The sequence below is a fragment of the Streptomyces hundungensis genome, from assembly GCF_003627815.1.
In the GTDB taxonomy this organism is placed as follows: domain Bacteria; phylum Actinomycetota; class Actinomycetes; order Streptomycetales; family Streptomycetaceae; genus Streptomyces; species Streptomyces hundungensis_A.
Window position 1 is genome coordinate 1658258 of record NZ_CP032698.1, and the last position, 25390, is coordinate 1683647.

Consider the following 25390-nt stretch of genomic DNA (forward strand, 5'->3'; position numbering starts at 1 on the left):
GGCGTGCAGGGCCCCTCGTACTACATCCCGGCAGCCGCGATGGCCGCCGCGCTCGCCTTCAAGGTCCCCTCCCTGGTGCGGGCCTGGCGCGATCCGCTGCTGCGCGCGGTGTGCGCGCTGCTCGCCATGGCCGGCCTGGTCTTCTTCTTCGCGGCGCCGCCCACCATCGCCGAGGTCAACCGGCTGACCGGCATCACCAACTTCTCGGCTCCTTTGGTGTACGCGCTGCTCAGCGGGTTCAGCGCGTGCTGTCTCGTCCTCATCGTCAACTGGCGCGGCGGGCCGCCCGAGCGGACCCGGCGGATCTCGCGCCGCTGGATCGCCGGATACAGCGTCCACATGGTGCTGCTCGTGGTGCTGTTCCTGCTCGGTGACGCCCCCGTCGAGCGGTTGCGCGACCTCGACACGTACTACGCCACCACCCCGTACATCCGCGAGATGATCGTGCTGTATCTGGCGGGCGTCACCGTCGCGGGTGTCACCATGAACTACCTGTGCTGGCGGTGGGCGCTCCAGGTGCACGGCTGGCTGCGCATCGGGCTGTTGATCATCATGGTCGGCTACACGTTCAACACCGCTTACGCGGCAGCCAAGTTCGCCGCCGTGTTCGCCCGCTGGGCCGGGGGGAACTGGGACGGTCTGAGCACCAATGTGGCGCCGATCCTCGCCTCGTTGGGCGCCCAGGTCAGCGCGGTGGGATTCTGTCTTCCGCTGGTGTGCCAACGCCTCACGGACACCTGGCAGATCTGGTCCACCTACCGTCAACTGGGCCCGCTGTGGAGCGTGTTGCACCCCATCGCCCCCGGACATGCGCGGGCGAGCGGCTTCTTGTGGTGGTGGTCGGCCGAACTGTCCCTGACGCGCCGCGAGTCCGACATCCACGACGGGCTGCTGGCCCTGCACCCGTACTTCGACCAGCACACGCACGCCCGCGCGCTGGCCGAGGCCTCGGCGAACGGCGCCGATGCGGCACAGGCCCAGGCCGTCGCCGACGCGGCCATGGTGACGGCGGCGGTCCGCGCCCGGGTCGCCGATCCCGAAGGCGCAATCCTCGACTCGCCCGGGACCGCTGAATCCGCCACCACCGAGGGCGCACGTGACCTGGTGCGGATCTCCGCCGTCCTGCGTGAGGCACCCGTCGTCGCGACGGCCCCCGGGCGCGCGGCCAGGCCAGAGAGCGAAGTGCGTTGAGCGACCCCGACCGTTCCTTCAGAGGCTCCACCCGACGTCGCGCCGTCGTGATCGGCGGCGGAACGGCGGGCATGCTGGCCGCCGCGGCCCTGCGCGAGTACGCCGACGACGTCATCGTCGTGGAGCGCGACACCCTTCCCGCGGGGCCCGCGCCCCGCAAGGGGCTCCCCCAGGCGCACCACGCCCATCTGCTGTGGTCCGGCGGGGCCCGCGCCATGGAGGAGCTGCTGCCGGGCGTCACCGACCGCTGGCTCGCCGCGGGCGCCCGGCGCATCGCCCTGCCCACCGGGCTCGTGTCCTTGCAGTCCCAGGGCTGGCTGCGGCGCTGGCCCGAGATGCAGTTCGTGATCGCTTGCAGCCGCGACCTGCTGGACTGGGTGGTGCGCGAGCGGGCCACCGCCGACCCCCGGATCGAGGTCCTGAACCGGACCGAACTGCTGGGCCTGGAGGGCAGCGCGGCCCGGGTGACGGGCGTCCGGGTGCGCACCCTCGAGGGCGAGGAGCGCGTTCTGCACGCCGACCTGGTCGTCGACGCCTCCGGGCGCGGCTCCCGGGCCCCTGTCTGGCTCGGCGCGCTGGGTGTCGAGGCGCCCCGCCAGGAGGAGGTCGACTCGGGGCTCGGCTACGCCAGCCGCATCTTCCGCGCCCCTTCGGAAACCGAGCACTTCCCGCTGATCAATGTGCAGTCGGACGCTCGCCTGCCGGTGCCGGGCCGCACCACCACCATCGTGCCCATCGAGGGCGGCCGGTGGCTGGTCACGCTCTCAGGCACCCGAGGGGGCCGCCCCAGCGGTTGCGCCGACGCGTTCGAGGACTTCGCCCGCTCGGTGCGCCACCCCGTCGTCGGTGAACTCATCAGCGACCTGGAACCGCTCACGGACGTGGTGCTCACGCGCAGCACCGTCAACCGGAGGAACTACTTCGAGAAGGTCAAGCACTGGCCGGAGGGCTTCGTGGTGCTGGGCGACGCGGTCGCCACGTACAACCCGGTCTACGGTCACGGCCTGTCGGTGGCCGCGCAGGGCGCCACCGCGCTGCGCGACCACCTCGCCGCCGACGGCCTGAGGGCGCCGCGGCTCGCCGCCCGGGTGCAGCGCGCGGTGGCCCGCCCGGTCTCGCTCGCCTGGGAGCTCGCCGTCGGCCAGGACATCCTCTACCCGGGCGCGCGGGGCACCCGGCCCGGCGTCGGTGCCAAGCTGCTGCGCCGGTACGTCGACCGGCTGCTGCTGACCGCGACGGGACATCCGGGCGTCACCAAGGCCCTCTTCGACGTGATGACGCTGTCGGGGCCGCGTACCGCCCTGGTGCGGCCGCGGATCGTGCTGGCCGTCCTGCGGGGACCGCTGCTGCCGCGCCTGACGGCCCCTCCGCTGACGGAGCGTGAGCTGTTGGTGGCCCGGCGCCCGCAGCGCACCCCGTGACCCGGCGGGTCAACGCGGCGCCGGATCAAGGGATTTGAGCGGATCGGTCCCGCCCGATTTGGGGCCGGTATCCATGCTTCCATAGGATCCGGCGATGATCACCAGAAAACGGCTGGCGGCCGGAGTGTGTGCGCTGGTCGCCACTTTCGCCACCGGCATCCTCCCGGCCGCGGACACGGCCTCCGCGGCGCCCGGGCCCGATGGGCAGTCCGGGCAGGCCGCGCCCAAGGTCGACCTCGTCCTCGACGTCTCGGGTTCCATGCGGACCGCCGACATCGACGGCACGTCACGGATGGCCGCCGCCAAGCGGGCGTTCAACGAGGTGCTCGACGCGGTCCCGCAGGAGGTGCAGCTCGGGATACGGACCCTGGGCGCCAACTACCCGGGCGAGGACCGCAAGGTGGGCTGCAAGGACACCCGTGCGCTCTACCCCGTCGGCCCGTTGAACCGTACCGAGGCGAAGACCGCCGTCGCCACGCTCGCGCCCACCGGCTGGACCCCGATCGGCCCGGCGCTCCAAGGCGCGGCCGAGGACCTCAAGGGCGGTGACACCACCCGCCGGATCGTGCTGATCACCGACGGCGAGGACACCTGCCAGCCGCTCGACCCGTGCGAGGTGGCCCGGGACATCGCCGCCCAGGGCATCCACCTCACCATCGACACGCTCGGCCTGATCCCGGACGCCAAGACCCGCGAACAGCTGACCTGTATCGCCGAGGCCACCGGCGGCACCTACACCTCGGTGCAGCACACCGATCAACTCTCCGGCAAGGTCAAGCAGTTGGTGGACCGGGCCGCTGACCCCGTGCAGGTACCGGTCGCCACCACCGGCGCCGCGAGCTGTGAGAGCGCTCCCCAGCTCAAGCCCGGCCTGTACACGGACCGCGAGAAGTTCGCCGAGCACCGCTCCTACAAGGTGGACGTCCTGCCCGGCAAGGAGTTGCGCGCCTCCGCCAGCATCGGCGTGGACCGCAAGACCAACCCCGACTACGGGGTGCTGTTGCGGGCGGTGACCGCGCACGGCCGCGAGATCGTCCGGGGTTCCGAGGCGGGCGACGGGCGCACCGATCTGATCTCCACGGGTCTGCGCTACCCCAAGGCGCCGGCGGACGACTCGGACGACAAGTCGACTCCCGAGACGGTCTGCCTCGAGGTGTCCAACTCCTTCTCCGCGGCGCCCGGCGTCAAGACCGACCCGGGTCTGCCGGTCGAGCTGGCCATCGACGTGGTGGACGGCCCCGACCGGGCGTCCGACGTGGCCGCCTTCGGTCTCGGCCGGGGCTGGTGGCTGCTCGGCGCCCTCGCGCTGACCGGGCTCGTGGCGGGCCTGGTGTGGGGCTGGGTCTCGCGCTGGCGCATCGCGGTCTGGCGGACCAACTGATGCCGAACACCATCACTCATCCCGGGGGCCAACTGATGCGTACCGTACGGACGTTGACGGCGGCGGCGCTGGCCGGCGCGGCTCTGTTCGGCGCGGCCCCGGCCGCGCTCGCCGATTCGCCGTCACCGAGTCACTCGGCGTCGAAGAGCGACGCCGCGCCCACCCAGGCGGGTACCGCGTTCCGTACCGCGGTCGCGGTGCGGCAGGGCCAGAAGGCCACGGCGTCCGCGTCCAGCGGGGACTACCTGTACTGGATGTTCCCCGCCGACGCCGGGCAGCGCCCGACCGTCGCGGCGAAGGTCACGCTCCCCGAAGCCGCCTCGCGGCACGGCGCGTCCACCTGGCGCATCGACGTGTACGACGGGCTGCGCCGCCGCCAGCCGTGCATGTACGGGACGCAGTCGCGTTCCGCGGCCGAGGACGCGGCCGCCGTCGAGCTGTCCTGCACCCTGCGGCCGACGCTCGCCTGGGCCGACACCTGGTCCACCGACCCGCTGCCGGGCAGCTACTACATCCGGCTCACGGCGGTGTCGCTGCCGGACGCGGACCGGGGTCTGCCGTTCACGGCGGAGGTCGAGCCGACCGTCCTGGACACCGGCGGCGCCCACGCCGTGGACGGCAGCCTCGCCACCCCGCTCGGCGCGAAGTCCGCGGTCGAGCCGGACGGCGGCTGGGCGTCGGGCTGGTGGACCGACCGCTGGCTGTGGACGGCCGCGGGCGGGCTGCTGGCCGCGCTCGCGGGCCTCGGCGGCTACCGCCTGACCCGCGGCCGCGGCCGGCCCTCCCGGGTGCCGCACGGCGCGTAGGGGCGGGGAGAGCGCTCCCAGCCGCCCGCGCGTCTGCCCCGCGCGGGCGGAGGGCGGAGGCGAGAGCGCTCTCCGTCCCCGCCCGGCCCCGTCCGCGCCGGGCGGGGACGGGCGTCGCGGGGCGCCCGGAATTCCGGCGAGAAGGGCGCGGGCGGTTCGATAGCATGGCCCTGCCCGTCGGGCGGGGGCGTCACCTGGTGTGGCCCTGCGGACGGGCCCTCCCTACCTGGGTTCGCCGCGGCCTCGCCGCGGTTCCGCACGTACGAACATAAGGAGCATCCGAGGATGTCTCGACACCTGATCACCAGCGCGCTGCCGTACATCAACGGAATCAAGCACCTGGGCAACATGGTCGGGTCGATGCTTCCCGCGGACGTGTACTCCCGCTATCTGCGCCAGCGCGGCCACGACGTCCTGTACATCTGCGCCACCGACGAGCACGGCACGCCCGCCGAGCTGGCCGCGAAGGAGGCGGGCCTGTCGGTCGCCGAGTTCTGCGCGCAGGCCCACGACACCCAGAAGGCGATCTACGACGGCTTCCAGCTGGCCTTCGACTACTTCGGTCGCAGCTCCTCGCAGCAGAACGTGGAGATCACCCAGCACTTCGCGCGCAAGCTCGCGGAGAACGGGTTCATCGAGGAGCGGGCGATCCGGCAGGTGTTCTCGGTCGCCGACGACCGCTTCCTGCCGGACCGCTACATCGTGGGTACCTGTCCGCACTGCGGCTACGACAAGGCGCGCGGCGACCAGTGTGAGAACTGCACCCGCGTCCTGGACCCCACCGACCTGCTGGAAGCGCGTTCAGCGATCAGCGGCAGCAGTGACCTGGAGGTCCGCGAGACGCGGCACCTGTTCCTGCTCCAGTCCAAGCTCCAGGGCGAGGTCGAGGAGTGGATCGACCGGGTCGGCGGCGAGTGGCCGCAGCTCGCCTCCTCGATCGCCCGCAAGTGGCTCACCGAGGGCCTGCACGACCGTGCCATCACCCGCGACCTGGAGTGGGGCGTGCCGGTGCCGGCCGACACCTGGCCGGAGCTGGCCGCCGAGGGCAAGGTCTTCTACGTCTGGTTCGACGCCCCGATCGAGTACATCGGCGCGACGAAGGAGTGGGCCGACCTGGACCCGGCGAACCGCGACTGGAAGTCGTGGTGGTACGAGCCGGAGGGCGCGGCCGACGTCCGGTACACCGAGTTCATGGGCAAGGACAACGTCCCCTTCCACACGGTGATGTTCCCGGCGACCGAGCTGGGGGTGCGCGAGCCGTGGAAGAAGGTCGACTACGTCAAGGCCTTCAACTGGCTCAACTACTACGGCGGTAAGTTCTCCACCTCGCAGCGCCGTGGTGTCTTCACCCATGACGCGCTGGAGATCCTGCCGGCCGACTACTGGCGCTACTTCATGATGGCCAACGCCCCCGAGTCCGACGACACGTCGTTCACCTGGGAGCACTTCACGGCGACGGTCAACAAGGACCTGGCGGACACGCTCGGCAACTTCGTGAACCGGGTGCTGTCGTTCTCGCGCAAGCGCTTCGGCGACGACGTACCGGCGGGCGCCGAGGCCGGCCCCGCCGAGGTGAAGCTCGGCGAGGAGATCGCCGGGCTGCTCGCCGAGTACGAGGGGCACATGGAAGCGCTCCAGTTCCGCAAGGCGGCCGCCTCGCTGCGGGCGCTGTGGTCGGCCGGCAACTCCTATCTGGAGGAGAAGGCGCCCTGGCTGGAGATCAAGACCGACCCGGAGGCCGCCGCGCTGACGCTGCGTACGGCGATGAACCTGATCCACCTCTACTCGGTGGTGTCCGAGCCGTTCATCCCGTCCTCGGCGAAGGCGATGCGCGCCGCGTTCGCGCTCGAGGGCGACACGGCGAGCTGGGTCACCCCGGAGCAGGCCCGCTCCCTGGACGCGGTTCCCGCCGGAACCGCTTTCACGGTTCCTCCCGTGCTCTTCGCGAAGATCACCGACGAGGACCTGGAGACCTACCGAGAGCGCTTCGGCGGCGCCGACGCGGCCTGATCACGCCACGGCCGAGGGGCCCCCACCCACCCGGGTGAGGGCCCCTCGGTCGTGTGGCGGCGGGTTCAGACGGTGAGCAGCGCGGGGTCGCTCACGCCCGTCGCGCCGGTCTCGACGTGTCCGGCGAAGCGGCGCAGGAAGGTGGTGTCGGCGTCGGAGGTCACCGACACGTCGTACCACCTCTTGCCGGCGCGCAGGTCGACGCTGAACTTGACGGTCGCGCCCGCGGCCACCGTGAACGTCTGTGTCGCTCCCCCATAGGCGGCGGCGCCGGCGACCTTGAGGTGGACGGCGGACTTGCCCGCGTTGGTCATGGTCAGGTCGAGGTTGCCGGTGCTCGCGTTGTGGCGTGCGGTGACCTCGGGTCCGGCGGTCTTGCCGGGTCCGCGGAACGTCCGCAGGAACCCGTTGGGCCCGAACACGCTGAGATCGGTGACCCCGCTCGAATAGGTCGTGTTCCAGGCGTCGGTGATGGTCTTGCCGGCCTCGGTGGTGTAGGTCCAGGGGCCGTCCGTACGGTTGGCGGAGGTGACGAGGAACTGCGCCCCGGCCGAGGCGCCGCCGCTGAAGGTGAGCGCGAACTTGCCGGTGCTCACGTTCGCCGCGCCGTCCACGAACGGGGAGTAACGCAGTGGCCTGGTGGGCCGGGTGCCGCGTTCCTGCTTGGGCAGGGTGCCGGTGGTGGGCGGCACCGGCACGAAGTCGGGGTGCCGGTTGTGGTCCGGCGGGACGTACGCCGCCGTCGAGGGCAGGCCGGGTGCGGTGGTTTGGCTGCGGCTGAAGTCGAACGCGGAGGTCAGGTCGCCGCAAATGGCGCGCCGCCAGGGCGAGATGTTGGGTTCGCGCACCCCGAAGCGGCGCTCCATGAACCGGATGATCGAGGTGTGGTCGAAGGTCTCGGAGCAGGTGTAGCCGCCGGTGCTCCACGGCGAGACGACGAGCATCGGCACGCGCTGGCCGAGCCCATAGGGGCCGGCCGCGTAACTGGCGTTGCCCGGGAAGTAGTCGGGTCCGGTCGCGACGGTGGACAGACCCTGGTTGGCGCCCGAGGGCACGAAGGGCGGGACCACATGGTCGAAGAAGCCGTCGTTCTCGTCGTACGTGATGAACAGGGCGGTCCTGGCCCACACCTCCGGGTTGGAGGTGAGTGCGTCGAGGACCTGCGAGATGTACCAAGCGCCGTAGTTGGCGGGCCAGTTGGGGTGCTCGGTGAAGGCCTCGGGGGCGGCGATCCAGGAGACCTGGGGCAGCGTCCCGGCCTGGACGTCGGCCCGGAGGATGTCGAAGAAGTCGTCGCCGTTCTTGGCGTCGGTGCCGGTGCGCGCCTTGTCGTACAGCGGGTCGCCCGGCTGGGCGTTGCGGTAATTGTTGAAGTACAGCAGGGAGTTGTCGCCGTAGTTGCCCCGGTAGGCGTCGCTGATCCAGCCCCAGCCGCCCGCCGCGTTCAGTCCGTCGCCGGTGTCCTGGTAGATCTTCCAGGAGACGTCGGCCTCCTCCAGGCGCTCGGGGTATGTGGTCCAGCCATACCCCTTCTCGTCGTTGCCGAGGACGGGCCCGCCACCGGTGTTGTCATTGCCCGTGTAGCCGGTCCACATGTAGTAGCGGTTCGGGTCGGTGGAGCCGATGAACGAGCAGTGGTACGCGTCGCAGAGGGTGAAGGAGTCGGCGAGCGCGTAGTGGAACGGGATGTCCTCGCGGGTGAGGTACGCCATCGTCGTGGCGGTCTTGGCGGGGATCCACTGGTCGTACTTGCCGTTGTTGAACGCCCGGTGGCTGCCGGCCCAGTCGTGGTTCAGGTCCTGGATGAACTGAAGGCCGAGCTTGTCCGCCTTGGGCCGGAACGGCAGTACCTCCTTGCCGCCGCCGACCTGGTGGAACACCGACTTGCCGCTGGGCAGGGTGACCGGGCGCGGGTCGCCGAAGCCGCGGACGCCCTTCAGGGAACCGAAGTAGTGGTCGAAGGAACGGTTCTCCTGCATCAGGACCACGATGTGCTCGACGTCCTGGATGGTGCCAGTGGTGCCCGCGGCCGGGATGGCGGCGGCCCGGGCGATGCTCTGCGACAGCGCGGCGAAGGCGGCGGTGCCGCCCGCGAGCTGCATGAACCGGCGCCGGTTGAGTTCAGCCATGAGTGGGGGCCTCTGCAAGCGTGAGGGAACAGGGGGGCGAGAGGGGTGTATCAAGAACACCCAGGGCCGCGAAAGACCCCATGTCGTCACTGTGACGTTCCGCGGTACGGGAAACGAACAGGAACCCCATGTCACGCCCGGCGCCCCATGCTTGTGGAGTACCGGCGCCCCCGCTCGCGCCGGGGCGCCCGCGCCCGGGGCTCACGCCATCCAGAAGAAGACCGCGGTCATGCGCTTGTCTTCGAGGGTGCTACCGCAGTAGTTCGTGGCGCTGTGCATGGTGTTGGCGGTGTAGAGCAGGAGCCGGTTGTAGCGGTGGGCGACGCGCACGTCCTCGGTGAAGGAGTCCGGGGGGACGAAGCGCGTTCCGAGCGCTTCCACCAGGTTGTTGTGCGGCGCCGTGACCATGTTGCCGCCCAGGACACCGCCGGGCAGGCTCTGTCGGAAGAAGCTGGTGCCGCAGTCCTTGGGGGCATCCGGGCTGAGGTAGAGCACCGCCGCGTAGCGGCACAGCGCGCGCGAGTCGGTGTGCGGGCGGGGCTCGCCCTCACCGGCGCCGACGACCTGGACGCAGTTGTGGTTGAGCGTCGCACCGCCCGGGGCCACGGCCTGCCACAGCTCCTTGGCGCCGGTGTGCTGCTTGACCAGACGCTCCACCCGGGCGAGCTCGGCGGGCGCGAGACCGGGCATGGCGCGAAGTCCGGGCCATGATTCGGGCTTGTGCGGATATCCCTCGACCCAGTCGTCCTTGGCGATACAACGCGCCCTGATGTCATCGATATTGGGCAGCACATCGTCCAACACCCAGTAATCCCGGCCGAGTTTGGGCTTGCGATAGGGAAGGACCGGGATCGCCGGACGCTGGGGAGCCATGCGGCCGACCCTACTCATCGCTCACCTGCGGCTCTCCACCGAACAGGTCAACCTTTGGCCAATAGGGGGGAATTGTGGTGGGAGGGATATCGGGTCCGGGCTCGTAAATGTCCGGATCGCGAATGACCATGAAGAAAAGGGAGGGAAAGAACGAACCATGGGCCGGTAAGGGATGGCTGTGCATTTCACCAGGTGACGGTTTTCTCGCGGCTTCCCCGGGGGCGGGGCGGGGCGGGCCGGGGCCAGAGGTGGAGGTGGAAGTGGGGATGGTGGTGGGGAGGTGAGAGCGCTCTCGACGGCGATGGGAGGCGGTCGCTTCTGGGGGCGCTTCCGGGGGTGCTTCTGGGGGTGCTTGCGGGGTTGCTCCCTCAGGAGGCAACGGAGCCTGCCGCAATGGCGCCCGGCTCGTGGGTCTCCCCCCGCATCCCTCCCCCGCACCCCACCCCCGCGTTCCGGGCTTGCGTTTCGGGCCGGCATTAGGCTCATGGGTGATATGGACGACGACCGACCGACTTCGCCGCGCAGCCGGGCCACGCCCTTGGCACCCAAGGCCGACAAGGACACCGTGCGGCGGCACAACCTCAGTCTGGTGCTGCGGGCCGTGCACGACGAGAGCGCTCTCAGTCGCGCGGGGGCCGCGGCTCGTACCGGTCTGACCAGGGCCGCCGTGTCCTCGCTCGCCGATCAGCTGATCCGGGGCGGGTTCCTCACGGAGTCGGGCAAGTCGTTCAGCGGCCAGGCCGGACGTCCCGGCACCATGCTCACCCCGGCCCGCACCGGTCCCGCCGGGGCGGGGGTCGAGGTCAACGTCGACTACGTCTCGGTGTGCGTGGTGGATCTGGCGGGCACCGACCGGGTACGTCTGACCGAGCATCTGGACAACCGGGGCGAGCCGGCCGCCGACGTACTGGAGCGGGCCGCCCGGATCGCCGCCCGCGCCGTGGACTCGGCGGCCGAACAGGACCTGCGGCCGGTCGGCGTGGAGCTCGCGCTGCCGGGCCTGGTCTCCCGAGGCACCGTCCGCCAGGCGCCCAACCTGGGCTGGAGCCAGGTCGAGGCGGAGACCTTGTTCGGCGAAGCCTTTCAGCGCCTCCTCCCCAACTCCCCCGCGCTGCGCGTGACTTCGGACAACGAGGCCAATCTGGCCGCCCTCGCCGAGCTGTGGTTCGGCTCCCCGGCCGAGCGGGTGGAGCACTTCCTGTATCTGAGCGGGGAGATCGGTGTGGGCGGGGCGCTGGTGGTCGGAGGTGAACTGCTGCGCGGCGCGCACGGCTTCGCGGGGGAGATCGGGCACGCCGTGGTGGACCCGGAGGGCCCGCGCTGCCGGTGCGGCTCCCGGGGCTGTCTGGAGCAGTACGCGGGCCAACTGGCGCTGTTGCGTTCGGCGGGGCTCGACGAGGATTCCGGCATTCCGGGGGTGGCCGAGCTCGAACGTCGGGCGCGGGCGGGTGATGAGAGCGCTCTCGGCGCGCTCGCCGACGCGGGTCGCACGCTGGGCATCGTGCTGTCCGGGGCGGTCAACCTCTTCGACCCGGAAGCGGTCGTGCTCGGCGGCATCTACCGCGCCCTGACGCCCTGGCTCGCTCCCGCCGCCGACCGCGAACTGACCCGGCGCACGGTGTCGGGCCTCTGGCCGCCCGACAGCGGCCGCCTGCGCGCGTCGTCACTCGCGGGGGACGCGGCCCGGGGGGCTGCGGGCCGCGTCGTACGCAGGGTGCTCGGGGACCCGCTGGCGTACGCGTAACCGGGACCGGCCACGACACCCGCCGGGCGCGCGGACCCTGGCTCGGGTGGGGCTCGCCGAGCCGGGTGGGGCCCGCCGACCTGGGTGGGAGCGTCCACGCACGTGACCTTCGGGTCGGCCGGCCCACCGACTGCTCGGCAGGCTACTGAGCGCTCGGCCGGGCCGCTGAGCGCTCGGCCAAGCCACTGACCGCTCCGTCGTCGCCGTACCGACGCGTCCCGTCGGCCGCCCGGCTTCCACGGCCCCGCTGCCACTCCCCCTGATCGCGCTCTCCTCGCGCGACCCTCCGTGCCGCAGTCTGGAAGGGCTCGCTCACCTTCGCTCTACAGACGGGACTCGGCACATGACCGAAATCAAGGCGTCTCGTATGGCATCGGAGGCGTTCGCGGCGGGGTTTCCGCTGCGCGATGTGGTGCTCCGCGAGCTCGAACGACGCTGGCCCGCAGGGGCGACCGGTGTCGAGGAGGTGTGCCGGGACGCCCTGCTGCCGCCCGGAAAGCTGTTCCGGCCCTGTCTGCTCCTCGCGAGCGCCCAGGCGGTCGGCGGGGACCCGATGAAAGCGCTCCCGGCCGCGATCGCCGCGGAGTACGGGCACGTCGCCAGCCTGATACACGACGACATCATCGACGCGGACACGGTGCGTCGGGGGCGGCCCGCGGCGCACCGCAAGTACGGCGCCGACGAGGCTCTCATCGCCGGTGATCTGCTGTTCTTCTCCGTCTTCGAGGGTCTTGCCGAGTGCCGCGACCGGGGCATACCGGCGGAGCGGGTCGTGGACGCGGTCGGCGCGATCGCGCGGGCCGGGACGGATCTGGGCCGGGGCCAGAGCCTGGAAGCGCGGCTCACCGGGTCCAGGGTGTTCGAGGTGGGCCAGTATCTGGAGATGGTGCGGCTGAAGACGGCGGCGCTGTTCCGGGCGGCGTGCGAGATCGGCGGGATCCTGGGCGGGGGCGGGCCGTCCGCGCTGGCCGCGCTGGTCTCGTACGCGAACCATCTGGGCGTCGCCTTCCAGGTGCACGACGATCTGCTGCCCTACATCAGCGATACGGACAGCGCGGGCAAGGCCGCCGCGAGCGACATCCGCAACGGGCGTCCCGTGCTGCCGGTCATCCTCGCTCACCGCGAGTCCGGTGACGCCGCCCGGCGGAGCATCCTGGACTGCCTTTCCGGGCACGGCGACCCCACCGAGGCGCTGGCCGTGCTGGGCGCGATCCTGCGGACCTCGGGGGCGATCGACGCCTCGCTCGCCCTGGCCGACCGCCATACACGCGCGGCCGTCGTGGCGCTGGAAGCGCTTCCAGCGGGCGAAGGCCGGGATCTGCTGGCCGAGTTCGCGGTCCGGGCGCCCGCCGCCGCACCGGAGGCGGGCTCGGACGCGCGAGCGCGTACGGCCGCGGCCACCGGCGGGGATCGACTGGGCTGAGCCGACGTCGCAGACAGGAGTGGTACCAGAGCGCGTCCACCCCGCCCGGGTTGCATAAACATTCAGGAAGATGCATACTCTTCCCATGTCCAAGGTTCTCACCTCCCTGCCCGCCGGCGAGCGCGTCGGCATCGCCTTCTCCGGCGGCCTCGACACCTCCGTCGCGGTCGCGTGGATGCGCGACAAGGGCGCCGTCCCGTGCACCTACACCGCCGACATCGGCCAGTACGACGAGCCCGACATCGCGTCGGTGCCGGGCCGCGCGAAGGCCTACGGTGCCGAGATCGCGCGTCTCGTCGACTGCCGGGCCGCGCTGGTCGAGGAGGGCCTGGCCGCGCTCGCCTGTGGCGCGTTCCACATCCGTTCGGGCGGCCGCGCCTACTTCAACACCACCCCGCTGGGCCGTGCCGTCACCGGCACCCTCCTCGTGCGGGCGATGCTGGAGGACGACGTCCAGATCTGGGGCGACGGGTCGACCTTCAAGGGCAATGACATCGAGCGGTTCTACCGGTACGGCCTGCTCGCCAACCCGCACCTGCGGATCTACAAGCCCTGGCTGGACGCGGACTTCGTGACGGAGCTCGGCGGCCGCAAGGAGATGTCGGAGTGGCTGCTCGCCCACGAGCTGCCCTACCGCGACAGCACGGAGAAGGCGTACTCCACGGACGCCAACATCTGGGGCGCCACCCACGAGGCGAAGACGCTGGAGCACCTGGACACGGGTGTCGAGACCGTCGAGCCGATCATGGGCGTGCGCTTTTGGGACCCGTCCGTGGAGATCCCCACCGAGGACGTCACGATCGGCTTCGCGCAGGGCCGTCCGGTCACGATCAACGGCAAGGAGTTCGCCTCGCCGGTCGACCTGGTCATGGAGGCGAACGCCGTCGGCGGCCGCCACGGCATGGGCATGTCCGACCAGATCGAGAACCGGATCATCGAGGCCAAGAGCCGTGGCATCTACGAAGCCCCCGGCATGGCGCTGCTGCACGCCGCCTACGAGCGTCTCGTGAACGCGATCCACAACGAGGACACCCTCGCCCAGTACTACAACGAGGGCCGGCGGGTCGGCCGGTTGATGTACGAGGGCCGCTGGCTGGACCCGCAGGCGCTGATGGTCCGCGAGTCGCTCCAGCGCTGGGTCGGCTCGGCCGTCACCGGCGAGGTCACCCTGCGGCTGCGGCGCGGCGAGGACTACTCGATCCTCAACACCACGGGCCCCGCGTTCAGTTACCACCCGGACAAGCTGTCGATGGAGCGTACCGAGGACTCGGCGTTCGGCCCGGTGGACCGGATCGGTCAGCTCACGATGCGCAACCTGGACATCGCCGACTCGCGGGCCCGCCTCGAGCAGTACGCGGGCCTCGGCATCGTCGGCACGGCGCACCCCGAGCTGATCGGCGCCGCGCAGGCGGCGGCCACCAACCTCATCGGCGCGATGCCCGAGGGTGGCGCCGAGGTCATCGCCTCCCGGGGCCAGGTCTCCGGCGACGACGAGCTCCTGGACCGCGCGGCGATGGAGTTCGGCACGGACTAGTGGCCAGGGGCCCGCCCCCTACGGCGTGGGCCAGGCCCTCGGCGCGAGGCGGTCCACCTCTTACGGCGTGGGCCCGCCCCCTCGGCGCGAGGCGGCCCGCCCCCTGCTCAGGGGGCGGGCCGCCTCGCGCTCGGTTCTAGGGGGACGGTGAGGACGAGGTCGACGGCGCGGGGGACACGTGGGGTTCCACCACGGGGATGTTGAACACATGCCCCGGCGTCACGATCTTGGTGATCGCCTGGCCGAAGAGGGTGGTGGGCTCACTCTTGCCGTGCAGCATGTCCGTGTTGATCAGCACCACCAAGGTGGCCTTCGCCTCGGGCAGGTACACCGTGAGGGATTCGTACCCGGGCAGTGAGCCGTTGTGGCCGATCCAGCCCTGGATGTTGAAGATGCCCACGCCGTAGCCCGCTCCGGGGATCGTCGACGGGATGGTCTTCAGCCGCTCCGCCTGCGTCTTGGCGGAGAGCAGGGTGCCGGTGGCGACCGTGTGGGCCCAGCTCTTGAGGTCCGAGAGATCGGAGATCATCGCTCCGGCCGCCCAGGCCCAGGACGGGTTCCAGTCCGTGGTCACCTCGACCTTCCCGGACAGGGTCTGGTTGGTGTAGCCCTGCGCGTGGGGGCTCGGGAAGGCGGCGTCGGTCGGGAAGCTGGTGTGGGTCAGTCCGGCCGGCTTCAGGACCTTCTGGGCGATGTACTCGTTGAGCGGTTGGCCGCTCACCTTCTCGATGACCAGGCCGAGCAGGATCAGATTGGTGTTGCAGTACAGGAACTCCTTTCCCGGCTGGAACAGGACCGGGTGCTTGAAGGAGTAGTCGAGCAGTTGCCGGGGCGTGAACGGCTTCTTCGGGTCGGAGAGCATCGCCTTGCCGAAGGCGCTGTCCTCGGAGTAGTTGAACAACCCGCTGCGCATTTCGGCGAGTTGACGCAGCGTGATCTTGTCGCCGTTCGGGACGCCCGGGATGTACTTGCCGATCGGGTCGTCCAGGCCGAGCTTGCCCTGGTCGACCAGTTCGAGCATCGCGGTGACGGTGAAGGTCTTGGTCTCGCTGCCGATCCGCATGTACAGGTTCGGCGTCATGGGGGTGCCGGTCGCTTTGTCGGCCACGCCGAAGGAGCGGACGTAGTTACCTTTGCCGGGCGCCGACAGGCTCACCGACACGCCGGGTACGTTCGCCTCGCGCATGACCTGTTTGACGGCCGTGTCCAGCCGCGCGGCCACGGCCGGGTCGAGCTGGGCGAAGCCGGCGTCGCTCGACGCGGACGGGGAGCTGGACGCGGTGGCGGAGGGCGACGGCGCGAGCGGCGCTGTGACGCCGTACGCGCTCCCGGCGGCCACCGGAACACTCAGCAGCACGGCCGCCGCGGCCCCCACACACACTCTGCGCCACTGGATCTGTGAATGCCTCATGGGCAGGCCTCCTGCCGGACGAGGGCGCCCGGACGAACGACGGGGGTCCAGGCGGAGGACATCACTTCTCTTTCCCACGTCCCACGCTAGGCCCGCCGGTCCGCCCTCGCATGGCGGCACCGGTGTTGCGGGCCGGCCCCTGGTGTGCACCACCTCCCCCACCGTCGCCGTCGCCGCACGCCAGGAACCGGATGGCTCACCTCGGGAGCGCCTGCCTCATGCCCCCCGCGTGTGCCGGTCACCGGGTCAGCCGCACTCGCTCCGCGCACACAGTCCATCTTCTCGACGCCGTTAGGCTCACCCCATGAACACCCCGTGGGAACCGACCGCCCCAGGTGTCCTGCGGCTGCCGTCGGGCCTGTTGGTACGGGGCCGTGGTCTGCGCCGCCCCCTCCCCCCGGGCCCGGCGCCCGAGTTCGTGGCCCAGTTCTCGTAGCCCTGCACTGTGGGCGCTGGGTGGTTCTGCTCAACTGCCCTACAGCGGAGGGCCGTTGAGCGTGGTCATACGCAACAACGCCCATTTCATCCCTGTTCGCGCGGAGGGGCTCACGGCGCGCGCTCGGTCCGAGGTGCGAACCGGGTGACCAACAACCGACCCACTTAGGTTAGCCTCACCTTCCATGACCCTCGTTCATCTGGCCGCCTCGGCCGGCTACACCACACCCCCGCTCTGGCGAATCCTCACCAAAACGGGCTATTTCATAGGCTTGTCCGGGGCCATCGGGGCCACTGTCACCTATGCGACGACCGTTCGCCCGGCCCTGCGCATGCCGGGAAACGAGCGCGGTGACGTCGACGTACTGCGTCGGCGGACCGCGCTGTACCTCGCCTGGGCGGGGGTCGTCCTGCTGGTGTCGGGCTACTTCCAGCTCGCGGGCCGCGTGGCCCGGGCCGGAAAGGGCATGCCGTTCGGTGAGGCGCTCACGCCGGGCCACATCGGGGACTTCCTGACGGCTCCCGCGGCGAAGGGCGCATGGGCGGCCCAGGGCGCGATCTACGGGGTGCAGAACATCCTCGTCGCCCTGGCCTCCGCCACGCTGATCGCGCTGTTCCTGCCCCGCGCCCGAAGACGCCTCGACGCGCTCGCCCTCACCGCGCTGCCCCTCGCCCTCGCCGTGACGCTCGTCGCGGCGGTGCCGGCCATCGCGCCGAAGGACGCGGACAAGGTGTTCGACATCCTCTTCGGCCAGATCCACATCGTCAGCGGCACGGTCTGGATCGGCGGCCTGGCCGTCCTCGCCGCCCTCGCCACGACCCGTGGCCGGCTGAGCGACAGCGCGGGCGCGCTGTGGGCGGACCTGTGGCGGCGCTTCAGCCTGGTCGCCCTGGTCTGCGTCGGCGCCGTACTCACCTCCGGCCTGTGGATGAGCTGGAAGCACGTCGGCGGCATCGGGCAACTGTGGACCACCACCTACGGGTTCGTCCTGCTCATCAAGATCGTGCTGGTACTCGCCATGGTCGTGGCAGGCGGGGCCAACCAGTTCTGGCTGATGCCCCGCATCGCACAGGCGCGCCGCGCCGACGCCACGGCCTCCCTCCTGCATCTGACGTTGCGTCACTTCCCGAGGGTGGTGTGGGCCGAAGTCACCCTGGGATGTGCCGTCCTGGCCGTGATCCCCTTCCTCAGCGGCTCGGCGCGTACGGAGGCGGGGGACGCGCGGGCCGTGCCGAACGGCAGCATCATCGCCGTGGGCATCGCCCTCGTCCTCACGCTCGCCGCGTCCCTCTACATCACGGCACGCGCCTCGGACGCGCTGGGTCGACGCGGGGTCGGGGCTGCGGCTGCTGACGCTGACGCTGACGCCGACCGGGATGTACGCGCGGAGTCGGAGGAGGCTGCGGTCACCGCCAGGGCCGGAGCCGGAGCCGGGGCCTGACGGCGTCGGGCGGTCCAGGCGGGTCCGCCGCTTGGCCGGTCGCGCGCTCGGGCGGTCACACGCTCGCCAGAAGGGCATCGAGCGGGGCCGGGACGGCGGTGAGGTCGAGGGCCTCGACCAGGAGATGGCCGTAACGGATCTTGCGGCCCTTCTTCGTGCCGAGGAACCGGCGCAGTTGCCGCGAGCGAGCGCGGCCGTGGTGGGCGGGCTGGCGCAGAAACGTCTGCCAGGCGCGCAGGTCGCCCTCGGCCGCGATGATCTCCTCGATCGCGGCCGGGCCCAGCGCGCGGACGAGTTCGGCCTCCAGGTCCGCCGCGCACACGAAGAACCCCGGACGTGGTGCTCGGGCCCGCCGCAGGGCGCGCTCGTAGTAGCTCTGTTCCCGCTCGTCGCACAGGCCTGTCAGACGTAGTCCAAGACCGGGCGGACCGAGGAGGCCGGCGTAGCGGCCCACGCTCATCGCCCCGCCCATCGGGATGACACACACGCCCTCGGCGACGAGGTCCCGGCCGCGTCGTGCGGCCAGCGCCTCGACGGCCGCGAGGTCGCTCGGCCCTTCCAGCAACACCGCTGTCCGCAGGCCGAGTTGAGCCGCAAGCTCGGTCGCTCGTCCGGCGGGGCCCCCGGCCGCCCAACGACCGACCGCCTCCCGGAACGCCCCCATGTCCGCCACGTCCGCCATGGGACGAGTCTGCGCCTGCGTCGACCGATCCAGTACCGAATATCCGGGGGGACCGCCGAAGCCTACGGCCCACCATCCCGGCGCAGCGAGTCAGTCAGCGCGGTCGTCGGGCACGGAGGTGGGGACGGCGCCTCAGAGCAGGCCCAAGTCCCGGAGTTCCTTGTGCAGTTCGGCGCGGCTCGGGTCCACCGCGGTGGGAGACGTGCCACGCCGGTCCAGCGCGGTGGGAGACGTACCACGCGGGTCCAGCCCGGTGGGAGACGTGCCACGCCGGTCCAGCGCGGTGGGCGGCGTACCGCCCGTGACGGGGGCGGGGCGACGGCCGTCCCGCAGCAGGTACGCGCCGATCATGCCGCCGACCAGCCCGCCGAGGTGAGCCAGCCAGCTCACCCCCGGGGTGCCCGGGACGGCGACCGTCACCAGGTAGGCGAAGGACGCCGCCATCACCACACCGATGAGCACGTCGACGAGCCGCCGGTCGAACAGGCCGCGCAGCACCACGTATCCGAAGTAACCGAAGACCACGCCGCTGGCGCCCACGCTCATGGTGTCCGCCTCCTGGAAGAGCCAGACGGCGAGGCCACTGGTCATCGCGACGAGGAGGGTGAGCCACACGAACCGGACCGCACCGCGGTACGCGGCGAGGAACCCGAAGATGAACAGCGGGCCGGAGTTGGCCTCGATGTGGTCCCAGCCGAAGTGCAGGAAGGGCGAGACCAGGATGCCCGGCAGCCGGCCCATGTCGCGCGGGATGACGCCGAAGTCCGTATCCAGGCGGTAGTCCGACAGCCAGTTGACGACTTGCAGGGCCCAAACGACCGCCATGAAGCCGAACATGACGAAGAGCGCCCTGCGCGCCTCCCCGATCATTTCGTCGGCGGTCCGCCGGTCCGCCCGTTCCCACCCGTGTGACAACCCGCCCACCGACTCCCCCTGCGCCCCTGCGCTCCCGAGCTCCCGCGCTTCCGCGGCCTCAAACTTTTCGAACGCATCGTACGGTCGCGGGCGGCACGGCACGAAACGGGCACCGGGTCGCGCCGCTGGGGCCACCTGGCCACCTCCCCCCGCCGCTCTCCGGGTGCGCCCGCCCGAGCCGTCCGCCCTGCTCCCTCAGTGGGCGAGCCTCGCGATCGCGGCCTCCGTGAGGGGGGTGAAGAAGTTGACCAGATGGCCGTCGGGGTCGCGGAGCAGGAGCGAGCGGTTGCCCCAGGGCATCGTGGTGGGCTGCTGTACGAAGTCCTCGACGAGGCCGGAGTCGACCAGGTTCCGGTGGACGCCGTCCACGTCCGCGACGCGGAATTCGAGGATCACGCTGCGGTTGTCGGCGGGGTGCGCGGCTCCGGGAGCGAACATCGGGACGGTCCTTGTGCTGCCGATCGCCAGCGTCGCCGAACCAACCCTGAGCTCGGCGAAGTCCTCGGTGGACCAGTTCGCCCGCACCCCCGTGGCCCGCTCGTAGAAGGTGACCAAGCGGGTGATGTCGCCGGTGATGACGCGGATCGAGACGAAGTCCATGGGTTCTCCCGGAGTGGGGTGGCGAAAGGGGTGGAAACGTTGACGGTGGCTGTGCAGCCCCCTCGGCACGCACGCTATGACCAATACCGGACAGAACCCGTCCGGTATTCGCGCGAGACTTCTCCCCATGGCCCGACCCCTCGCCCGTGTGCTGACCCTGTTGGAACTCCTCCAGTCCGGCGGCACCCGTACCGTCGCCGAACTCGCGAACCGGCTCGGCGTGGACGAGCGCACGGTACGGCGCTACGTCCAGCACCTCCTCGAACTCGACGTTCCCGTCGAATCGGTGCGCGGCCGCTACGGCGGCTACCGGCTGGCCTCCGGTTTCCGTATGCCACCGCTGATGCTGAGCGACGACGAAGCGCTCGCCGTGCTCCTCGGGCTCGTGGCAGGCCGGCGGACCGGCCTCACGACGAGCACGGACGTCGCGAGCGAGACGGCCGCGGCCAAGATCCGGCGCGTGCTGCCCGAACGGCTCGGCCGCAGACTCGACGCGGTGCTGGACTCGCTCGCGTTCACGAGTCCGGAGGGGACATCGGGCTCGCGCGGCGGTCCGGCGCCGTCCCCACCCCTGGGAACGGGCGCACCCCAAGCGCCGGCTGCTCCCTCCAACCCGCCGTCACCCACCACCCGGAGCGCACCCACCGACTCACCGCCGCCCACCAGCTCAGCGGCGCTCACCACCCCGGGTACACCCACCGGCTCAGCGGCGCCCACCACCCTGAGCACACCCACCGGCCCACCAGCACCCACTGGGCCAGCGGCGCTCACGACCCCGAGCACACCCACCGAGCCGGCGGCACCCACCCGCTCGACGGCCCCCGCCGACCCCGGGCCCCCCACCGACACCACCCCCCGCTCGGTCGCGCCGCGCAGCGCCATCCTGCTCTGCGTCGCCGACGCGGTGCGCCATCAGCGCCCGCTCTCGATCCGCTACACCTCCGCCGACGGCCGACGCAGCGAGCGCACGCTGCACCCGTACGGGCTCGTCGCTCACTCCGGCAAGTGGTACGTCACCGGAACGGATCCCGTGATCGACGAGGACCGGACGTTCCGGCTCGACCGCATCGCCGACGCGCGGACCCTGCCCGGATCGTTCGTGCCGCCCGTAGGGTTCGATCCGGCGGAACGCGTCCTCGCGGGGCTCGCCACCGCACCGCACCGCCATCAGGTGAGCCTGCGGATCCAGGGGACCGCCGAACAGATCAGGGCGCACCTGCCGACCCACCTCGCGACCCTGTCGGAATTGCCGGACCGAAGCGGCAGGGCGCCCCAACTACCCTGTTTCCGAGCCGAGTTGAGGGTCCAGGACCTCGACTGGCTGCCTGCCGTACTCGCCTGCCTCGACCGGCCGCTCGTCATCGAGCGGCCGCCCGAACTCCGCGACCTCGTCTCCGCCTTGGCCGACCGGCTCGCCCGCACCGCCCAACCGCCCCCTCCCGGATACCTTGGCCGTCCTGCCTGACCTCAGGTGCGCGGCGGCCCGCGTCGGTGCCGAACAACATCGGGGCCGGGCCACATCGGGGCGGGCTGCATCGGGGCCGCCCCATGCCGGGGCCGTGCCGCATCGGGCCGGGCCCGCATCAAGGCGAGCCACATCGAGGCTGACCGGCGTGGAGGCGGGGCGGCCTCACCCGCGCGGAAAGCAGATGCGTGCCGCTCGGCCCCCCTGCAAGGCTCCGGCCCATGAATCGTGAACAGATCTCCCGGCTCGCCCACGCCAACCACCCCATCGCGGCCCCGCTCCACGACACATCCGTACGACACCTGCTGGACAGTGCCGTCCCGCGCGGCGACACCCGCGTCCTGGATCTGGGCTGCGGCGGTGGGGAATGGCTGCTGCGCGCCCTCGCTGCGTACCCGGAGCTGCGCGCGGAGGGCGTCGACGTGTCCCGGAGCGCGCTGGACCATGCCCGTGAGGCGGCGCGAGCCATTGGCGTCCACGAGCGCCTCACCCTCCACCACCAGGAGGCCGAACTCTTCGCCGCAGCAGCCGAGTTCGACCTGGTCATCAGCGTCGGGGCCAGGCACGCCTTCGGTGGCCTGTTGCCCACCCTCGCGGCGACCCGCGACCACCTGGCCCCCGGCGGACGCGTCCTGATCGGCGAGGGCTTCTGGGCGGACCGGCCCTCGGCGGAGGCCGTCGAGATGCTGGGCGACCTCAGCGATCTGCCGACCACCCTCGACCTCGTCGCCACCGACGGCTGGACACCCGTCCAGGCCCACATCAGCACACGTGAGGAACTCGACGCCTACGAGTGGTCGTGGACGGGCTCCCTCGCGTCCTGGGCCCTGGACCACCCGAACGACCCTGACGCCGCGCAGGCCCTGGCCGCGGCGGCCGAGCACCGCACGGAGTGGCTACGCGGATACCGGGACTCCTTCGGCTTCGTCTGCCTGGTCCTGCGCCCGACACCGCGCTGAGCCGAACCCTGCGGCACATCCCCCCTCCCCCCTTCCCCCTCCCAACTCCCAGTCATTGCCTCCGATTTACCCGCGCGCCCTTCCCAAGCCATGTGACATATGCAATTTTACAGAGCGCATGAGCGAGCCGCGTTCATGCCGATGGATCAGTTAGACCCGCGGGTCATCGGGTCCGCTCCGCCACGTCCCGGATCAGGGGCGGCACACCCCTGGACCGGGGGCGTGCCCTGATGCCGAGGCGCGCCCCGGGCCGGGGCGGGGTGGGGCGGCCGGACCCCGCGGTACCCCCACCGCCGCGCCCCGAGCGCGGCCTTCACACCGCTGGGAGGCGGCACGTGAACACCACCCGACCAGAGAGACTGAGACGAAGTCTCACCGGCTTCCTGATACTTGCCCTCGCGCTCTGCCTGGGCCTCACCCTGTCGGCGCAGCCGAGCCGAGCAGCCGCCGCGAGCAGCACGCCGGGCACCAACTCACCCAAGAACACAGCTGGTTCGGGCCGCGTCGCCGACAAGTCGTCGCCGACGCCGCTCGGTTCGACGGCCGATGTGTCCGACCGTTCCGACGCCCGGCACACCCCGCTCAAGGCGACGCAGCTCCCTCCGAAGCAGCCGGTGACCTCACCGGCCCCGCAGAAGTCCGGGGCCAAGGGGTCGAACGGCGCCGCCGCGGCGTCCTGTACGCCGGGCGACTTCGGCAGCCGGACGGGATCCGCGCTGGTCACCTTCGTTCAGTCCTCGACCACGACCTGTGTGAACACGCTGTTCGCCCTCACCGGGACCGACGCCTACAACGCGTTCCGCGAGGCGCAGATGGTGACCGTCGCCGATGCCCTGCGGGACGCCGCGCGCAGCTACCCCGGTGACAACTCGACCAACGTGTGGCAGCTCGTGCTGTTTCTGCGCGCCGGCTACTACGTACAGTCCAACTACACCTCGGACGTGGGTCCTTACGGCGCGACGCTGGCCACCGCGAGCGAGGCCGCCCTGGACACGTTCACCGCCTCCCCGCACTTCATGGACGTCAGCGCGGCCAACGGCGACATCATGGGCGAGGTCCTGATCCTGACGGACAGCGCCAACGAGCAGCACCGTTACCTGAACACGTACAAGAAGGTGCTCAACGCCTACAACAGCTCCTACGACGCGTACTGGAGCATGGACACGGCGGTCAACGACGTGTTCACCCCGCTCTTCCGCGGCCACTGGAACCCGGCGTACATCGCGGCGGTGACCGCCGACCCGAGCATCATCGACACGCTGAGCACGTTCACCCTGAACCACCTCGCGAAGCTGAACGACGCGTGGTTCTACCTGGACGCCAACGCGGGCAGCGAGATGACCCGGTTCCTCGACACCCCCGCCCTCCAGGCCAAGGTGCGCCCGCTGGCCAAGAACCTCCTGGCCAACTCCGCCATCACCGGCACGACCGCGCCGTTGTGGGTCGCGGTGGGTGCGATGACGGACGCGTACGACAAGGCCCAGTGCTCCTACTACGGCACCTGCGACTTCATCGGCCAACTCACCGCCGCCGCACTGCCGATCACCTACCACTGCGACGCCGACCACACCTTCCGCGCCCAGTCGCTGACCGACGCGGCCCTCAGCGCGGCCTGCACCAGCGTCAAGGGCCAGGACGCGTACTTCCACAGCATCGTCAAGGACAGCGGCCCGGTCGCCGACGACCACAACACCAACATCGAGATCGTGACGTTCGCGAGTCCGAAGGACTACCAGACGTACTCCGGCTGGATCTTCGGCAACAGCACCAACAACGGCGGCGAATACCTGGAGGGCAACCCGTCCGACCCGGCCAACCAGGCCCGCTTCCTGTCGTATGTGAAGAGCGTGGGTGACGGTTTCCCCGGCGACATCTGGAACCTCAACCACGAGTACACGCACTACCTCGACGGCCGTTACGACATGGCCGGTGACTTCGAGGCCGGGCAGGGCGTCCCGGACATCTGGTGGATCGAGGGCTTCGCCGAGTACGTCTCGTACAGCTACCGCGGCATGGCCGACACCGAGGCGATCGCCGACGCCGCGCAGCACACCTACGCGCTGAGCACCCTGTGGCAGAGCTCGTACGCCAATTCCGACCTGAGCCGCACCTACCCGTGGGGCTACCTGGCCACCCGCTACATGATCGAGAAGCACCCCGCCGACGTCCAGAACATGCTGGCCAAGTTCCGTGCCGGTGATTACCAGGGCGCGTACGCGGTCTACAGCACCGGCATCGGCACCCGCTACGACGCCGACTTCACCACCTGGCTCGACGCGTGCGCCGCCGGTGCCTGTGGCGGTACTAGCAGCGGTCCGACGGCCGCGTTCGAGGCGAGCGTCTCGGGCCTGAAGGTGAGCCTGACCGACAAGTCCACGGACACGGGCAGCACCATCACGACGCGCTCCTGGAACTTCGGCGACGGCACGACGTCCACGGCCGCCAACCCGACGAAGACCTACAAGGCCGTCGGCACGTACACGATCTCCCTGACCGTCACCGACGCCAAGGGCCTGAGCAACACGACCACCAAGTCCGTCGCGGTGACCGGCGCCCTGCCGACCTGCACGGACCCGGACCTGCGCCTCATGGGCCAGAACTGCTCCCGCACGGGCCGCGCCGCCAAGACGGGCGACCTGGACTACCTGTACCTCTACCTTCCGGCCGGAACGGTGACCTTGAAGGTGACCACGACCGGCGGCACCGGCAACGCCAACCTCTACTACAACACCAAGACCTGGGCGACCAACCAGGCCTACACGGCCCGCTCGACGAAGGCCGGCAACACCGAAAGCATCACGGTCACCAACCGCACCGCCGGTTACCGCTACATCAGCCTGTACGCCCAGAGCGCGTTCAACGGCGTAACCATCACGACGGCGTACTGACCACCCGCCCGTCCTGACCCCACCACCCCGCCCGGTGCCATCCCGCTCCCCCGAGCCGGCACCGGGCGGCACGCCGGCTCC

Annotated in this window: 18 protein-coding genes and 1 pseudogene; 13 read left to right on the plus strand and 6 right to left on the minus strand. The window is 71.0% G+C overall.

Annotation, left to right across the window (positions count from 1 at the left end; all coding sequences use genetic code 11):
- Positions 1–3 precede the first annotated feature (3 nt).
- The 5 genes from DWB77_RS07440 (at position 4) to metG (ending at position 6809) form a co-directional block, all read left to right on the plus strand.
- Positions 4–1191, plus strand: a complete 1188-nt coding sequence (locus DWB77_RS07440; RefSeq protein WP_120720496.1) for an MAB_1171c family putative transporter — start codon at positions 4–6, stop codon at positions 1189–1191.
- Complete coding sequence (locus DWB77_RS07445) at positions 1188–2612, plus strand: FAD-dependent oxidoreductase (protein WP_120720497.1); 1425 nt, start codon at positions 1188–1190, stop codon at positions 2610–2612. The genes DWB77_RS07440 and DWB77_RS07445 overlap by 4 nt, the downstream gene beginning before the upstream one ends.
- Before the next feature lie 94 nt (positions 2613–2706).
- Entirely contained in the window at positions 2707–3993 is a 1287-nt protein-coding gene (locus tag DWB77_RS07450) for a VWA domain-containing protein (protein WP_120720498.1), read from the plus strand.
- A 35-nt stretch (positions 3994–4028) separates the two neighbouring features.
- The gene (locus tag DWB77_RS07455; RefSeq protein ID WP_120727480.1) at positions 4029–4799 is read left to right on the plus strand and encodes a hypothetical protein; all 771 of its coding nucleotides are present in this window, start codon (positions 4029–4031) and stop codon (positions 4797–4799) included.
- Between the two features lie 285 nt (positions 4800–5084).
- A complete protein-coding gene (metG, locus tag DWB77_RS07460; protein WP_120720499.1) occupies positions 5085–6809 on the plus strand; it encodes a methionine--tRNA ligase in 1725 nt (574 codons plus the stop codon).
- A 65-nt stretch (positions 6810–6874) separates the two neighbouring features.
- On the opposite strand, the gene DWB77_RS07465 is transcribed toward metG, so the two are convergent.
- Together DWB77_RS07465 and DWB77_RS07470 are read right to left on the minus strand one after the other, a co-directional pair.
- On the minus strand, positions 6875–8938 hold the full coding sequence (locus DWB77_RS07465; RefSeq protein WP_120720500.1) for a phosphocholine-specific phospholipase C: 2064 nt from the start codon (positions 8936–8938) through the stop codon (positions 6875–6877).
- 201 nt (positions 8939–9139) lie between these two features.
- Positions 9140–9811, minus strand: a complete 672-nt coding sequence (locus DWB77_RS07470) for a DUF6445 family protein (protein ID WP_120720501.1) — start codon at positions 9809–9811, stop codon at positions 9140–9142.
- Positions 9812–10304: 493 nt separating this feature from the next.
- Between DWB77_RS07470 and DWB77_RS07475 the strand changes: the two genes are divergently transcribed.
- The 3 genes from DWB77_RS07475 (at position 10305) to argG (ending at position 14512) form a co-directional block, all read left to right on the plus strand.
- Positions 10305–11555 (plus strand): ROK family protein, encoded by a 1251-nt coding sequence (locus DWB77_RS07475; RefSeq protein WP_120720502.1) that lies wholly within the window; start codon positions 10305–10307, stop codon positions 11553–11555.
- Positions 11556–11922: 367 nt separating this feature from the next.
- Entirely contained in the window at positions 11923–12978 is a 1056-nt protein-coding gene (locus tag DWB77_RS07480; RefSeq protein ID WP_162952466.1) for a polyprenyl synthetase family protein, read from the plus strand.
- A gap of 85 nt (positions 12979–13063) precedes the next feature.
- Positions 13064–14512 carry an argininosuccinate synthase gene (gene argG / locus DWB77_RS07485; protein ID WP_120720504.1) on the plus strand — a complete coding sequence of 483 codons (1449 nt, stop codon included), beginning with the start codon at positions 13064–13066 and terminating at the stop codon, positions 14510–14512.
- Positions 14513–14648: 136 nt separating this feature from the next.
- On the opposite strand, the gene DWB77_RS07490 is transcribed toward argG, so the two are convergent.
- Entirely contained in the window at positions 14649–15923 is a 1275-nt protein-coding gene (locus DWB77_RS07490) for a serine hydrolase domain-containing protein (RefSeq protein ID WP_120720505.1), read from the minus strand.
- Between the two features lie 304 nt (positions 15924–16227).
- On the opposite strand from DWB77_RS07490, the pseudogene DWB77_RS07495 reads away from it, so the two are divergent.
- Together DWB77_RS07495 and DWB77_RS07500 are read left to right on the plus strand one after the other, a co-directional pair.
- A pseudogene (locus DWB77_RS07495) lies at positions 16228–16341 on the plus strand (protein phosphatase); the annotation flags it as partial.
- 202 nt (positions 16342–16543) lie between these two features.
- On the plus strand, positions 16544–17800 hold the full coding sequence (locus tag DWB77_RS07500) for a copper resistance D family protein (RefSeq protein WP_120720506.1): 1257 nt from the start codon (positions 16544–16546) through the stop codon (positions 17798–17800).
- Between the two features lie 55 nt (positions 17801–17855).
- On the opposite strand, the gene DWB77_RS07505 is transcribed toward DWB77_RS07500, so the two are convergent.
- The 3 genes from DWB77_RS07505 to DWB77_RS07515 all read right to left on the minus strand — a co-directional run bounded on the left by DWB77_RS07505 (position 17856) and on the right by DWB77_RS07515 (position 19997).
- Positions 17856–18473: a TOPRIM nucleotidyl transferase/hydrolase domain-containing protein gene (locus DWB77_RS07505; protein WP_120727482.1), complete on the minus strand. Its 618-nt coding sequence runs from the start codon at positions 18471–18473 to the stop codon at positions 17856–17858.
- A gap of 141 nt (positions 18474–18614) precedes the next feature.
- On the minus strand, positions 18615–19352 hold the full coding sequence (locus DWB77_RS07510; protein WP_120720507.1) for a rhomboid family intramembrane serine protease: 738 nt from the start codon (positions 19350–19352) through the stop codon (positions 18615–18617).
- A gap of 240 nt (positions 19353–19592) precedes the next feature.
- Positions 19593–19997, minus strand: coding sequence for a VOC family protein (locus tag DWB77_RS07515; RefSeq protein ID WP_120720508.1), 405 nt, complete (start codon positions 19995–19997; stop codon positions 19593–19595).
- Between the two features lie 127 nt (positions 19998–20124).
- Here DWB77_RS07515 and DWB77_RS07525 point away from each other — a divergent pair, with 127 nt between their 5' ends.
- The 3 genes from DWB77_RS07525 (at position 20125) to DWB77_RS07535 (ending at position 25309) form a co-directional block, all read left to right on the plus strand.
- The gene (locus tag DWB77_RS07525; protein WP_342777928.1) at positions 20125–21462 is read left to right on the plus strand and encodes a WYL domain-containing protein; all 1338 of its coding nucleotides are present in this window, start codon (positions 20125–20127) and stop codon (positions 21460–21462) included.
- 221 nt (positions 21463–21683) lie between these two features.
- Positions 21684–22421 (plus strand): SAM-dependent methyltransferase, encoded by a 738-nt coding sequence (locus DWB77_RS07530; RefSeq protein ID WP_120720509.1) that lies wholly within the window; start codon positions 21684–21686, stop codon positions 22419–22421.
- A gap of 335 nt (positions 22422–22756) precedes the next feature.
- On the plus strand, positions 22757–25309 hold the full coding sequence (locus DWB77_RS07535) for a collagenase (RefSeq protein ID WP_281279990.1): 2553 nt from the start codon (positions 22757–22759) through the stop codon (positions 25307–25309).
- Positions 25310–25390: the final 81 nt, after the last annotated feature.